This window comes from Cetobacterium somerae ATCC BAA-474, assembly GCF_000479045.1.
Taxonomy (GTDB): Bacteria; Fusobacteriota; Fusobacteriia; order Fusobacteriales; family Fusobacteriaceae; genus Cetobacterium_A; species Cetobacterium_A somerae.
Window position 1 is genome coordinate 1 of record NZ_KI518210.1, and the last position, 12,575, is coordinate 12,575.

General features: G+C 27.5%; 14 protein-coding genes. 7 read left to right on the forward strand and 7 right to left on the reverse strand.

Going from position 1 to position 12,575, the window contains the following annotated elements:
* Nucleotides 1-146: 146 nt before the first annotated feature.
* Nucleotides 147-515 (reverse strand): hypothetical protein, encoded by a 369-nt coding sequence (locus HMPREF0202_RS12770; RefSeq protein ID WP_023051136.1) that lies wholly within the window; start codon nt 513-515, stop codon nt 147-149.
* Between the two features lie 279 nt (nt 516-794).
* Here HMPREF0202_RS12770 and HMPREF0202_RS12775 point away from each other — a divergent pair, with 279 nt between their 5' ends.
* Together HMPREF0202_RS12775 and HMPREF0202_RS12780 are read left to right on the forward strand one after the other, a co-directional pair.
* Nucleotides 795-1,424 (forward strand): LysE family translocator, encoded by a 630-nt coding sequence (locus tag HMPREF0202_RS12775; RefSeq protein WP_023051137.1) that lies wholly within the window; start codon nt 795-797, stop codon nt 1,422-1,424.
* A 23-nt stretch (nt 1,425-1,447) separates the two neighbouring features.
* Nucleotides 1,448-2,035 carry a sugar O-acetyltransferase gene (locus HMPREF0202_RS12780; RefSeq protein ID WP_040407537.1) on the forward strand — a complete coding sequence of 196 codons (588 nt, stop codon included), beginning with the start codon at nt 1,448-1,450 and terminating at the stop codon, nt 2,033-2,035.
* An 84-nt stretch (nt 2,036-2,119) separates the two neighbouring features.
* Here HMPREF0202_RS12780 and HMPREF0202_RS12785 read toward each other — a convergent pair whose 3' ends face one another.
* Entirely contained in the window at nt 2,120-2,668 is a 549-nt protein-coding gene (locus HMPREF0202_RS12785) for a helix-turn-helix domain-containing protein (RefSeq protein ID WP_023051139.1), read from the reverse strand.
* 124 nt (nt 2,669-2,792) lie between these two features.
* Here HMPREF0202_RS12785 and HMPREF0202_RS12790 point away from each other — a divergent pair, with 124 nt between their 5' ends.
* The 3 genes from HMPREF0202_RS12790 (at nt 2,793) to HMPREF0202_RS12800 (ending at nt 5,590) form a co-directional block, all read left to right on the forward strand.
* The gene (locus HMPREF0202_RS12790) at nt 2,793-3,029 is read left to right on the forward strand and encodes a hypothetical protein (protein WP_023051140.1); all 237 of its coding nucleotides are present in this window, start codon (nt 2,793-2,795) and stop codon (nt 3,027-3,029) included.
* 213 nt (nt 3,030-3,242) lie between these two features.
* Nucleotides 3,243-4,757 carry an ABC transporter substrate-binding protein gene (locus tag HMPREF0202_RS12795; protein WP_023051141.1) on the forward strand — a complete coding sequence of 505 codons (1,515 nt, stop codon included), beginning with the start codon at nt 3,243-3,245 and terminating at the stop codon, nt 4,755-4,757.
* On the forward strand, nt 4,757-5,590 hold the full coding sequence (locus HMPREF0202_RS12800; RefSeq protein WP_023051142.1) for a prephenate dehydratase: 834 nt from the start codon (nt 4,757-4,759) through the stop codon (nt 5,588-5,590). The genes HMPREF0202_RS12795 and HMPREF0202_RS12800 overlap by 1 nt, the downstream gene beginning before the upstream one ends.
* A 96-nt stretch (nt 5,591-5,686) precedes the next feature.
* Here HMPREF0202_RS12800 and HMPREF0202_RS14870 read toward each other — a convergent pair whose 3' ends face one another.
* Nucleotides 5,687-6,418, reverse strand: a complete 732-nt coding sequence (locus tag HMPREF0202_RS14870) for an OmpW family outer membrane protein (RefSeq protein ID WP_023051143.1) — start codon at nt 6,416-6,418, stop codon at nt 5,687-5,689.
* A 141-nt stretch (nt 6,419-6,559) separates the two neighbouring features.
* Nucleotides 6,560-7,195 carry a Crp/Fnr family transcriptional regulator gene (locus HMPREF0202_RS12810; RefSeq protein WP_023051144.1) on the reverse strand — a complete coding sequence of 212 codons (636 nt, stop codon included), beginning with the start codon at nt 7,193-7,195 and terminating at the stop codon, nt 6,560-6,562.
* Nucleotides 7,196-7,294: 99 nt separating this feature from the next.
* Here HMPREF0202_RS12810 and HMPREF0202_RS12815 point away from each other — a divergent pair, with 99 nt between their 5' ends.
* Nucleotides 7,295-8,626 (forward strand): MATE family efflux transporter, encoded by a 1,332-nt coding sequence (locus HMPREF0202_RS12815; RefSeq protein ID WP_023051145.1) that lies wholly within the window; start codon nt 7,295-7,297, stop codon nt 8,624-8,626.
* Nucleotides 8,627-8,686: 60 nt separating this feature from the next.
* Here the strand turns inward: HMPREF0202_RS12815 and HMPREF0202_RS12820 are convergent, their stop codons facing one another.
* Entirely contained in the window at nt 8,687-9,442 is a 756-nt protein-coding gene (locus HMPREF0202_RS12820; protein ID WP_040407539.1) for a class I SAM-dependent methyltransferase, read from the reverse strand.
* Between the two features lie 136 nt (nt 9,443-9,578).
* Between HMPREF0202_RS12820 and HMPREF0202_RS12825 the strand changes: the two genes are divergently transcribed.
* Nucleotides 9,579-10,004 (forward strand): GNAT family N-acetyltransferase, encoded by a 426-nt coding sequence (locus HMPREF0202_RS12825; RefSeq protein WP_040407541.1) that lies wholly within the window; start codon nt 9,579-9,581, stop codon nt 10,002-10,004.
* Between the two features lie 350 nt (nt 10,005-10,354).
* On the opposite strand, the gene HMPREF0202_RS12830 is transcribed toward HMPREF0202_RS12825, so the two are convergent.
* Together HMPREF0202_RS12830 and HMPREF0202_RS12835 are read right to left on the reverse strand one after the other, a co-directional pair.
* Nucleotides 10,355-10,954: a hypothetical protein gene (locus tag HMPREF0202_RS12830; protein ID WP_023051148.1), complete on the reverse strand. Its 600-nt coding sequence runs from the start codon at nt 10,952-10,954 to the stop codon at nt 10,355-10,357.
* Between the two features lie 82 nt (nt 10,955-11,036).
* On the reverse strand, nt 11,037-12,401 hold the full coding sequence (locus tag HMPREF0202_RS12835) for an alanine/glycine:cation symporter family protein (RefSeq protein ID WP_023051149.1): 1,365 nt from the start codon (nt 12,399-12,401) through the stop codon (nt 11,037-11,039).
* Between the last annotated feature and the right edge of the window lie 174 nt (nt 12,402-12,575).

Consider the following 12,575-nt stretch of genomic DNA (forward strand, 5'->3'; position numbering starts at 1 on the left):
TCTCTGTTTAAAAGATTATAGTTATAAATTTGTGATATTATACATTAGTTTTAAACAATTAGCTATAAAAAATATTTTTTAGAAATTTTTATTTAATTTTATTCTATAGCAAATAAAAAAGGAACTTTCAAAAGTTCCTTATAGAGTTATTTTTTATTTATTTTAACTTTATTCTCTTTCATAAATTCAAGCTTTTGAATACTACCGCTGCTATAATCTAAAGAATAGTCATCATTATTTTCTAAAGAGATATAGTAAGTTCTGTTATCTTTTGGAGTTGTAAACTCAATAATATTTTCATGTTCCTTTAGTACAATATTTTCTTTTCCAACTAAGTCAGCCTTTTTATCAGCTATTCTATCATCATATGCAAAAAGTAAAACTGTCAAATTATCTTTAGGTAGAATATTTCCAATAAGATTTATTTTAATTGAGTTTTCGTTCTTCTCTTCAAGACTGTTACAACCTAATAAACTGAACATTGTTAAAACTAATCCTAACCATATTTTTTTCATTTTCTAACCTCCTTTTTTATAGAAGTATTATATCATATAAAATTAGAAATTCTTCAAAAAAGGAGGAGAGCCTCTGGGGGGATAGAGGCTCTCTGGGGGGATTAAAATTATATTATTACTTTTTAACACTTCTCATAATATTTAGACAACGGGTTTTACAAAAAAGTTTTAAAATTTTTATAAAAATTAAAATAGTTTATAAAAATATTTTGTGATATTATGAATAAATGATAAATTAGATTTATAAAAATACAGAATAAGTTAAGCAGGGAGGTAATTTTGATACTTGAGGGGTTTAAATTTGGAATGTTGCTACAAATTGCAATAGGACCGGTATGTATGTACATTTTTTCTTTAGGAATTGGTCAAAGCTTTTGGCGAGCAGAATCAGGTGTTTTAGGAGTTGTTTCAGCAGATGCTCTCTATATAGCACTTGCAATTTTAGGTATTTCGTCTTTTGTAAAAAAAGAAAAAATTCAATATGGATTTAATATTTTAGGAACTTTAATTATTATTCTTTTTGGAATGGAACTTTTCTTAGGGTATTTTGGGATATCAATTCTTCCAAAAATGAATATATTTGGAGATTCTAGTTCAAGTTCTCCTTTTATTAAAGCATTTCTTTTAACGGGAGCAAATCCTATGACAATTCTATTTTGGATAGGAGTCTTTACTACAAGAACTAATGATGAAAATTTCACTAAAAAATCTACACTTCTTTTTGCTTTTGGAGCTCTTTTGGCTACTTTATTTTTTCTAACTTTGATAGTTTTTTTAGGATCTATAACAAATAATTTTTTATCTCAACGAATACTGAGTTTATTAAATTCAGGTGTTGGACTTGTTTTAATATATTTTGGAGTGAAAAAAGGCTTGGCATCTATAAAATTAAAAAAGATGATTAAATAAAATATATTTAAGAGGAGATAATGATGACGGAAAGAGAGAAAATGTTAGCTGGTTTGTTATATGATTGTGGAGATAGTGAACTATTAGCTCAATGGCATAAAGCTAAAGATTTAATAAGATCTTACAATCAAATAGACTCTAGTAATTTAGAAGAAAAAAATGCAATATTGACAGAATTATTAGGAGGTAAGGGAAAAAACCTTTGGATTACAGCGCCTTTTTTTGTAGACTATGGAAATAATATTTATTTTGGAAATAATTGTGAAGTAAATATGAATTGCACCTTTTTAGATGATAATAAAATTATAATTGGAGATAATATTTTAATTGCTCCCAATGTTCAAATATATACAGCATTCCATCCCTTAAATGCCATTGATAGGTTTGGAGAAATAAAAGAAGATGGAACATTTGAATTTTGTAAAACTCAAACAGCACCAGTAACAATAGGAGATAATGTTTGGATAGGTGGAGGTGTTATAATTCTACCTGGAGTCACAATTGGAAATAATGTTGTTATAGGAGCTGGAAGTGTTGTAACAAAAGATATTCCTTCCAATTTTCTTGCTTTTGGAAATCCCTGTAAAGTTATTAAAAGTTTAAGCAAATAAAAGCAATATAACTTTTCTAATTGTTAATTATGAAGTGTTAGTTATAAGAAAAAAAGCAGCTCACATTTTTGTGATCTGCTTTTTTTAATAAAAAATTAAATTATAAAATCTAACAAGCTCATCTTGAGTATTTTTATAAATATGTTCCCTATCAGCTAAAAATTTTATAGATTGTCCTTTTGATAATAGAAAAACTTGGTTTTCAACATGAAGTTCTAAGGTTCCTTCACTCATAATTATATACTCTTCTACGCCAGAGTTATGAGGTTGAGATACATGATTACACCCTTTTTTTAATTCAATTGTTAAAATCTCAAATTTTTTATTACTATCAAATGGAAATATAGGATATAGTTTCATAAGATTGTTGCTTTCTAGAATAGGAGATATATTCTTTTCATCAACTATAGTTAACTCCTCTTCCTCCCCTTCAATAAAAAAAGAGAAAGAAACTTTTAAAGCTGTAGATATTTTCCAAAGAGTAGAAACTGTTGGATTAGATTTTCCATTTTCAATTTGAGAAAGCATAGCTTTACTAACCCCTGTTTGTAAAGAGAGTTCTTCTAAACTTAAATTCTTATCTTTTCTTAATCTATTTAAACGTTGACCAATTAAAATATTTAGATTTTCCATATAATCACACACCTTATTTATTATTCACTCTAAAGAATAACAGTTTAGAAAAAAAAATACAACATAAAAAAAATCGTTATATTAAAAAAAAATATGTTATAATGAAAAAAGAGGTGATTATAGAGTGAAAATATATTATGTTATTAGAGTTTTAAAAAATGGTATAAAAGAAAAAGTATTTGAAGGAACTTTTGAGTTAGCCACAAGTTTATTATGGAACAGAAATTATTTCACTCATGATTTTGAAACACTAAAAGATTGCGAGAATTTTGAGGATTTAATTTTAAAATATAAATTTGGACGAGAGTATATTTATAAAGAAGTTTCAAAGGAGGAGTATGACAAGGCTTTAAATAGTTAGTAAAAAATAAAAAAATCGTTATTTTAAAATAGTAGCGAACAATTTTTTTTTAAAAAATCTTCTGAACTCTTAATTTCTATATGAAGAAAAATAGTATTACGAACAAAAGTTTAAAAAAAAAGTTATCTAGAAACACTTTTGAAAAAATGATACCATATTGGGAATAGATAAAGAGTTAGTGTCTTTTTAGGCATTAAAAAGGAGAGAAAAAATATGAAAAGAAAATTGAGTTTATTATATTTAGTTATAGTAATGATTTTAGTCGCATCTTGTAGTAAAAAAGAAAAAGTTGAATCTAAAAAAGAGGTTATTGCAGCTCAAGTAGGTGCAGCTAAAAGTTTGGATCCTCAAGGAACTAATGATAAACGATCACTTGAAGTTATGGTTCAAGTATACGATACTTTGGTAGAAGTTGATAAAAATATGGAGTTAAAAGATGGTTTAGCTGAAAGTTGGGAGTATATCACTCCTACAAAAATTAGATTTAAATTAAAAGATGGAATTAAATTTCATAATGAGGAACCTTTAAAAGTTGAAGATGTAATATTCTCTTTAAATAGAGTTAAGAATTCTAAAATAGTTGGAGCAATTGGTGAAAGTATTGAAAGTGTTGAAAAGGTAGATAATAAAACTTTTGATATAAATACAAAATATCCAACGAAGACACTTTTAAAGTTTTTAGCTGATCCTGGAGCTTCAATTGTAAGTGAAAAGGCTGTTAATGAGTATGGTAATAGTTTTGGTCAAATCCCCGTTGGAACAGGACCTTTTATCTTAGAAGAGTGGGTAACAGGGGATAAGATTGTTTTAAAAAGTAATAAAGAACATACTTTTAAAAAGCCAAATATTGATAAGTTAGTTTTTAGGAGTATCCCAGAGGCTACAAATAGAGTTATTGGATTAGAAACAGGAGAGATTGATGTAGCTTACGCTGTTTCCCCTATTGATGCAGAGCAAGTTTTAAAAAATTCGAAATTAGAATTAATGACAATAGATCCATTAGCAATAGAGTTTATTGGATTTAATATAAAGGATTCAAAGTTAAAAGATGAAAATTTAAGAAAAGCAATAATTTATGCTTTAAATTCAGATGAGATATTGGGAACAGTTTTAGGAACATATGCTGAAAGTATAAATTCACCGTTAGCTAAGAATATGTTTGGCTATACAGAGAATAGAGTGAAGTATAGTCAAGATATAGATAAAGCTAAGGAGTATTTGGATAAAGTTGAAAATAAGGAGGATTTAAATCTATCTATAACAATTCATAGTAATAGTGATAGCATGCAGATTTCTCAAATAATTCAAGCACAATTAAAGGATATTGGAATAAATTTAACTATAAATCCTTTAGAGTGGGGAACTTTTATAAGTGAAACATCTAATGGAAAGCATCAACTTTTTCATTTGGGAAAAACATCGCCAACTGGTGATGGGGAGGAAGCGTTAACTGTTTTCAATGAAAAATTTATAGGAGCTGCTGGAAATAGATTTTTCTATTCAAATCCGAAAGTTAATGAACTTTTAACTTTAGCTAAAGAGGAGACTGATGATAAAAAAAGAGAAGCGTATTATCAAGAGGTTTGCCAAATAATTCAAGAGGATGGAGTTATGGCAATCTCATTTACAAGAAAAGTTATTGCTGGAGTTAATAAAAATATATCAAATTTTGAACCACATCCAAGTGGAATGCATAGATTTTATAAAGTGGATAAAGAGGTAAAGTAATGATAGAAAAGATTAAAGTTGGTTATCAAGGGGTAGAAGGAGCATTTAGTCAAGAGGCGATGATTCACTATTTTGGGGAAGGGATTGGAGCACAAAATTATAAAACATTTGAAGATGTTTTTATTGCTGTGAAGAATGGAGAGGTCGAATGTGGAGTTTTACCAATTGAAAACTCTACAACAGGATCAATAAATTTAGTTTATGATCTTTTAGAAAAATATAACCTTTTCATAGTGGGAGAGGTTTGTATAAGGATAATTCAAAATCTGATAGGAAATAAAGATGCTCGGTTAGAGGATATTAAAGAGATATACTCACATCCCCAAGGATTTGAACAAAGTAAAAAGTTTATAGATTCTTTAGGAGAAATTAAGCATATAAATTATCATAATACTGCTTTAAGTGTAAAATATGTGAAAGATTCAAATTCTTTAGAAAAAGGAGCTATTGGGAGCAAAAGAGCCTGTGAAATTAATGATTTAAAAATTCTAAAAGAGAATATCAACGATAACTTAGATAATAAAACCAGATTTATTATTGTGGAGTCTTGTATAAAAAATAGTTTAGCAAATAATAAAATCACAGTTGGAGTAAAATTAAAACATGAAGTTGGAAGTTTGTATAAAATATTAGGGGAATTCTATAAGCGAGGGATAAATTTAACAAAAATTGAATCAAGGCCTGTAGGAGATGGGACATTTTCCTATAACTTTTATATTGATTTAGAGGGAAATTTATCTGATAGTAATTTAAAAGAGGCTCTTAGTCAGATAAGGCTCGGAGTTGAAAAGTTAAAAATATATGGGACATATAAAAAATGTGAAATTAGATAATAAAAAACTTCCTTTATAGTAGTAGTTTTACCCTAGAAGCATCTACTATTATAAAGGAAGTGTATGAATAAAAATTAATTTTTTAATTAGTTAAATCTAGTATGAGAATTTATATCCAAATCCTAAAGTAACTCTTGAATAATCAAGTGATTTTTTATGAGAGTCAGTTGCTCCATCTACAGTTCCTTTAACTTTAGCTTGGTTAGCTTGGTACATAATATCTACAGTAAAGTTATTATATTCCATTCCTGTTCCAACACCATAGTAGAAACCATCATCTATTTTAGTTGAATAGTTAACACCTGCAATCTCTCCATCTTTTGAATTAAAATTAAATGAGTATCCTACGTTAGCTTTTACGTATGGAGTAATTCCATTTTCAAAAGTAGTAAAATTATACTTTCCAACTACATATAAAGGTGCAGAATCATATTTTCCAATTTCATAGTTTACACCATTTCTATTTTCTGATTTTAATCCAGCATGATTTTGGTAAGCTACCCCAAGTCCTAACTCAAAGTTATCAGTTATATTTCTTGTATTTTCTATAGCAAATTCATAACCCATTTTTTTAGTATCTCCATTAGATACTTTTATTCCATTTTTTTCATGATAGATTGAGTGTGAATCATATTGTGACCATACATCTAAACCTGTTCTTATATATAAATTATTTTTAGTAGTTGCTACAACAACCTCTTCAACTGGAGCTATTATAACCTCTTCTGTAATAATGATTTCTTCTACAACTTCAACTGGTTGAGCAACTTCTTTAGCATAAGCTGTTGTTCCTAAAGCGATAAGTGATAATAAAAATAATTTTTTCATAATTTTTGAATCCTCCCTAAAAACTTTTGTAAATAAATTATATTACAAATAAAAAAAAATAACTATTTGAAATCTATTACAAGTAAAAAAGGTAAGAGACTGCATAATACGAAGAAATTAAAACTATTAGATTAAATTTTTTTAAATATTATCTGGCCACTTTAAAATATGAATAGTCTTTCCAACTTTAGATATTACTTTAGCGTCATCAAGTTCTTTTAAAACTTTTCGTAAGTGTCGATCAGAGACTTTTAAAAAACCAGCCATTTCTATATATTTAATTTTTTCAACTTTATTATTTTGTGAAAGCTCTTTTAAATAATTTAAAATTCGTTCATCTAAAGGTTTTTGGTGATAGCTTAAAATATGTGTCATAGTTGATGTTAATTTACTTGTTACAGTTCTTAGAAGTAGTTCGTAAAGTCTATCATTTCCAGAAATCATTTTTTTGAAATCTTCTCTTAAAATACCAATAACTATACAAGGTGTTAAAGCTTCAACATTTACATTTATATCTTTATTTTGAATATATTCTACTTCACCTAAAATTTGTAGAGGTTTGCAAAACTCAATGATAACCTCTTTATCTCCATAAAAGGCTGAATAGATTTTAATTTTTCCTTCTACAAAAAAATATAAAGACTGACTTTCCTCTTTAACAGAGAAGATCATCTCACCTTTTAAAAATCTTTTAATAAAAAATTTATCTAAAAGTTCGGGTTTCATATATTTTTCTAAATCATATTTTTTTAAATAATAGGTTATTTCATTTTTCATTTAAACTCCGTAATATTTTTATTTTCCGGCTATATATCCGGTTTTTTTATATAAAACTATGATACCTTATTTAAAGAATGAAAACAAGGAGAAATTAAAATGTTAGAAGTATTAGAAAAAGAGAAAATTAGTAAACTGATTATTCAATATTCTCTTCCAGCTTTAGTGGCAATGGGAGTAAATATTTTATATAATTTGGCAGATAGGTTTTTTATAGGTTACTATGTGGGAAGATTGGGGATTGCAGGTGTAAGTTTGACTATGCCTATATCAACATTAAATTTAGCTACAGGACTTTTATTTGGAATTGGTTCTGGAGTTCTTATGAGTATTAGCTTAGGGAAAAAAGATTTAAAAAGAGGAGAAAGTATTTTAGGAAATGGGTTATGTTTATTATTTTTAGTGGGAATACTTCAAAGTATAGGATTATTTTTATTTACAGATAAAGTGATAGTGGCGTTAGGTGGAACAGGAGATCTTTACTCTTATACTATGGACTATTTAAAACCGCTATCTTTAGGAGTATTTTTACAAGTTATGTACATAGGAACCAATGAAATGATAATAGGAAGTGGAGCTCCTAAAAAAGCTATGTTAATTGGTCTTGTAGGATGTTTAACAAATATTATTTTAGATCCAATTTTTATAAATGTTTTTAATTTAGGTATGAAAGGTGCAGCACTAGCAACAGTTATAGGAAACTTTATGGCAGTTACATTTCAATTGATATACTTAAGTAGATACAGTGAACATTTAAAACTAAAACTTAAAGAGTTATATTTAAAATGGGATAGAGTAAAAGAGCTTAGTACTATTGGAACACCAGCTTTTTTAGTTCAATTTTTTACAGCAATTGTAGTTGTATTGACAAACATAATTTTAAAAAGATTAGGTGGTGATTTATACATTGCAGCATTTGGAATTTTAAGTAGCTTGTATTTAATCGTATTTTTACCAATCGTTGCTATTTATCAAGGAACGCAACCAATTTTAGGATATAACTATGGACGTGAGAATACATCTCGAGTTGAAAAAATATGTAGAAAATCCTTAATTTATAGCACTGTAATAGCAACACTTGGATTTTTAGTGATAGCTTTAGCAAACGATTCAATTATGAATATTTTTGTTAAAGCGGATGAGCAGTTAAAAGCTGTAGCTATAGATAGCTCTAAAATTTACTTTTCTATGATATTCTTTTTAGGAATAAATGTTATAGGTGCAGGATATTTTCAAGCTATTGGTAAATTTAAGACGAGTTTAATTTTAAATATTTCAAAACAAGTTATTTTAACGATTCCATTGATATTTATTTTATCTTGGAAATTTGGAATAAAAGGGTTGTGGCTGGCAACAGCTTTAACAGAGGTATTAATGGCTTTTATTACCTTAATATATTTAAAGAAAGAAAATATAAAAATTGTTATATAAAAATTATTTAGTAGTGAAGATATCAATACTTCACTACTAAATTTAATTATAAAGTAAGAATTAAGATTTTTTAGCAATAATGAACTTAACTTTAGTTTGGTTAATGTGTTTAGTACTTTTAAGAAGAGATAAAAAATCTGATTTTATTGCCTCAATCTCGTCCTTCTGAAAAAATTTATCAAATGATAATCGATTAAGACGATTTTCCCACATTATACAGATTTCATCAGAGATTATACCAGAACTAGTTAGTTCAGAATCCTCTAAATCCTCATCAAGTAAAATTTCCATTCCTAAATTTTTTAGAATTGGAGAAATTTTTCGACCAGCTCTAAAGTCATAAATTCCATCATTCTTAGCTTCATCTTCAAACACTGCTAATTTATTTAGAGTTTCTTTAGAGAGTGGAGTGTGGCCTCGTAAAAGATCATCAATTTCAATAATTGCAATCCATCCATCATTTTTTAATTTATCAAACCAGTTTTTTAATATTTGTTCCATTTTGTTTGGAAAATAAGCAATAGCAAAGCTAGAAAATATTCCATCAATTTCTTTGGGAATATAGCTTAAATCGGATATATCCTTTTGTAAAATTGTGATATTATCAATTTTTTTATTTTCTAAAATTTCAAGTAGATTTTGATTTAAATCTATAGCAATAACTTCTTTTACCTTTTTAGAAAGAATTTCTGCAAAAGCTCCAGTTCCGCAACCAAGTTCTGCGACGACATAATCACTTTTAATTGGTAGTTTATTAACAATTAAACTCCATTTTCTATATTGTTGTTGATTTTCATACTCTGTTTTAAGTGACATGTTTTCCTCCTGGTAAAAGATTTGATTTGTCATAATAACAGATTATATCAATGTTTTCAAGTTATTATAATTTAATTGAATAAAAAATTATAATAACCTATAATAAAATTAAAGAAAAATTCATAGGAGAATGAAAATGATCAGAAGATTAGAGAAAAAAGATATAGATGTAGTTATTCAAATTTGGTTTGAGGAGAACAAAAGAGCTCATGATTTTATTCCTGAGAGTTATTGGTTAGGAAAGTTTGATGAAGTGAAAGATATTTTACCTCAAGCAGAGGTATATGTTTATGAGATTGATAATAAAATTAAAGGATTTATAGGTCTTATGGATAACTATATTGCGGGTATTTTTATAGCAAGTGAGTGTCAGTCTAAAGGAATAGGAAAGGAGTTATTATGTTATGCAAAAGAAAAGAAAGAAAATCTTTCTCTAAGTGTATATATAAAAAACTCACGTACAATAAATTTTTATAAGAGGGAAAACTTTAAAGTAATATCTGAAAATCTCGATGAAAATACAGATGAAAAAGAGTTCTATATGACATGGGAAAGTAAATAAAAGCAATTAAAAAGTAGAGGGCAACCATCACAAATCCCTCTACTTCCGCTCTTTAAATATTTAAATCTTTTTCACGTTTGAATAACTTTAAAACTTGTAAAACCTTTTTCTTTTAAAAACATCTTAAAAATAAAATACTTTACTGACTTTAAATCTATTACCTCAATATAATAGTTAGAAAAAACAACTTCACAATTTGTTAAAACCTTAATATTAAAACATTTTTGAAACTGTGTGATGGCTATTTTTTACTACTTTAACGATTTGAAAAAACTACTAAATCCTTTTCTACATCTCTAACTATTATTATATATTTTTGACGTTTTTTGTAGAAAAAAAGTTTTATTTTTTTACTCAATTTTAAATCCTTGGTTTTTAGATATATTTTCAGTAAATATTTTTACTCCATCTATATAGTCATGAGTCCCTAAAGTAGGTTGTAGCGAAGGATTCAAAGGATAAGTTTTTCCATCAAATTTCATAATAGCAGTAGCTGGTGTCGCTCCACCACCAGATACAGTCATAATAATATCTTTCCAATTTTTTGTTCTGTGATTATTTATTATAATTGGAGTCTGAACTAGCGTAAATCTAGAGATTTCTTTATAATCACTATTTAGGATTAGGGCTGATCCACCCCCAGATCCACTTAGCATTGGACCATAGGCGTAGACAAAATATTCAGGAATAGAATCACTATTTAAATCTATTTTTACATAAGAGTAGTAAACAGGATCAATTCCTCTTTGCAAGTTATAAGCTTTTAAAATTGCATTTTCAACACCAACATTTCTTATAGTTTCAGAATTTTTAATAGCCATAGATGGACTGTAGTTTTGATTTTTATTTATCTCAACAGCTTTTGAAGTGCTTTCTAAATTACTATTAGAACAAGAGGCTAAAGTTAAAATTAAAGAACCTAAAATTAAAAAACGATTTAACAATTTCATAAAAACCTCCTTTATATAAATATTTAACGAATTTTTCAAAATGGTTTTGTACTTTCCTTTAAATGCTCTAACTATTTAAGTTTTATTTTTCCTCAGCTAAATTTTCTAAAACATTTTTGTGCTTCCCTTGATTTAAAAAATTCTTTTCGTAATCTTTTAAAGAGTCAATAGCATCTTTTGAAATTGGAAGAATACATCCAATGTTAATGATTGCCATTAGTCCTAATCCTAAATCTGCTAGTGTCCAAACTGTTTGATTTTCCTGAATTCCTCCTTGGAATACCATAACAATTATAAGGATTTTATAACCGATATTTAAAATAGAGTTTTTGCTGATAAAACTTAAAGCGTTTCTTCCGAAAAATGTCACTCCAAGTATTGTACTAAAAGAGAAAAGGAATATTGTTATCGATGTAAATGGAATTCCAATCCAACCTATGTGACTTTTTAGTGATTCTTGGAATAATACCATACCAGTTAAATCTCCTTGGTCTCCAGCTAAAAGTACAACTAATGCTGTTGCAGTACAAATTACAATTGTATCTACGAAAACTCCAAATGCTTGAACTAAACCTTGCTTTGCAGGATGTTTAACATCAGCTATTGCAGCAGCATAGTTTGAATTTCCAGTTCCAGCCTCATTAGAGAATAAACCTCTTTTAACTCCCTGCATAATTATTCCACCAAGAGCTCCACCTATAATTTGCTCTCCACCAAAAGCTTGATAGAAAATATTTTTTATTACAAGAGGTACTAAAGTTGCATTTTTTAATATAACTATAAGTACAACTCCTATATACAGTAAAGCCATAAAAGGAACTATCTTATTTAAAACATTTATTATTTTATTACGTTTTCCAAATATAGTTAAAGCAACTGCTACAGCAAGGAATCCTGCAAGAGCAAATTTGTTGATATGAAAAGCACTTTCAAAAGATTCTGTCACTGAATTAGACATAACTTGTATTGCTCCGATGTAGCAAATTATTGAAGCTATTGCGTAAAATACACCAATCCATCTTTTGTTAAGTTTTTTCTCTAATATCCAAGGAGTTCCACCTTCAAACTCTCCATTTGGATCTTTTTTTCTATAGATTACAGAAAGTGTAGATTCGATAAACGATGTTGAGCATCCTAAAAGTGCAACAAGCCACATCCAGAATATAGAACCAGGTCCACCAACAGAAATAGCAGCAACAACACCAGCTATATTTCCTGCACCAATTCTACATGCAGTTCCTAAGCAAAAACTTTCAAAAGAGCTTACTCCTTTTCCCTCATCCTCTTTATTCCAAACAGATTTTAACATATGCTTGAAAAGTCTAAATTGCATAAAGTTTGTTTTTAGAGTAAAGTAAATAGCTGTTCCGATTAAAAGAGCCACCAGTATGTTGTTGCTCCAGATTATCCCATTAATAAAATCAATTAATTTTGTTATAAAATTCATAAAAAATTCTCCCTTGTTACTTTTTTCTTTATTTCATATAGTTTATCATTATTATAAAACCCTTTGTAGATAACAATATTTTAATTTTTTTGTTCGGTATTTATTATGAAATTACTTATATTTTAAGCATCTATAATATGGTTTTTATTAAAACTTTGTTCGTATTAATTTTTA

Coding starts and splice junctions, on each gene's coding strand:
- HMPREF0202_RS12795 (WP_023051141.1), top strand. CDS start 3,243: ATGAAAAGAAAATTGAGTTTATTATATTTAGTTATAGTAATGATTTTA.
- HMPREF0202_RS14870 (WP_023051143.1), bottom strand. CDS start 6,418: ATGAAAAAATTATTTTTATTATCACTTATCGCTTTAGGAACAACAGCT.
- HMPREF0202_RS12830 (WP_023051148.1), bottom strand. CDS start 10,954: ATGAAATTGTTAAATCGTTTTTTAATTTTAGGTTCTTTAATTTTAACT.
- HMPREF0202_RS12835 (WP_023051149.1), bottom strand. CDS start 12,401: ATGAATTTTATAACAAAATTAATTGATTTTATTAATGGGATAATCTGG.
- HMPREF0202_RS12780 (WP_040407537.1), top strand. CDS start 1,448: ATGACGGAAAGAGAGAAAATGTTAGCTGGTTTGTTATATGATTGTGGA.
- HMPREF0202_RS12800 (WP_023051142.1), top strand. CDS start 4,757: ATGATAGAAAAGATTAAAGTTGGTTATCAAGGGGTAGAAGGAGCATTT.
- HMPREF0202_RS12785 (WP_023051139.1), bottom strand. CDS start 2,668: ATGGAAAATCTAAATATTTTAATTGGTCAACGTTTAAATAGATTAAGA.
- HMPREF0202_RS12810 (WP_023051144.1), bottom strand. CDS start 7,195: ATGAAAAATGAAATAACCTATTATTTAAAAAAATATGATTTAGAAAAA.
- HMPREF0202_RS12820 (WP_040407539.1), bottom strand. CDS start 9,442: ATGTCACTTAAAACAGAGTATGAAAATCAACAACAATATAGAAAATGG.
- HMPREF0202_RS12815 (WP_023051145.1), top strand. CDS start 7,295: ATGTTAGAAGTATTAGAAAAAGAGAAAATTAGTAAACTGATTATTCAA.
- HMPREF0202_RS12825 (WP_040407541.1), top strand. CDS start 9,579: ATGATCAGAAGATTAGAGAAAAAAGATATAGATGTAGTTATTCAAATT.
- HMPREF0202_RS12770 (WP_023051136.1), bottom strand. CDS start 515: ATGAAAAAAATATGGTTAGGATTAGTTTTAACAATGTTCAGTTTATTA.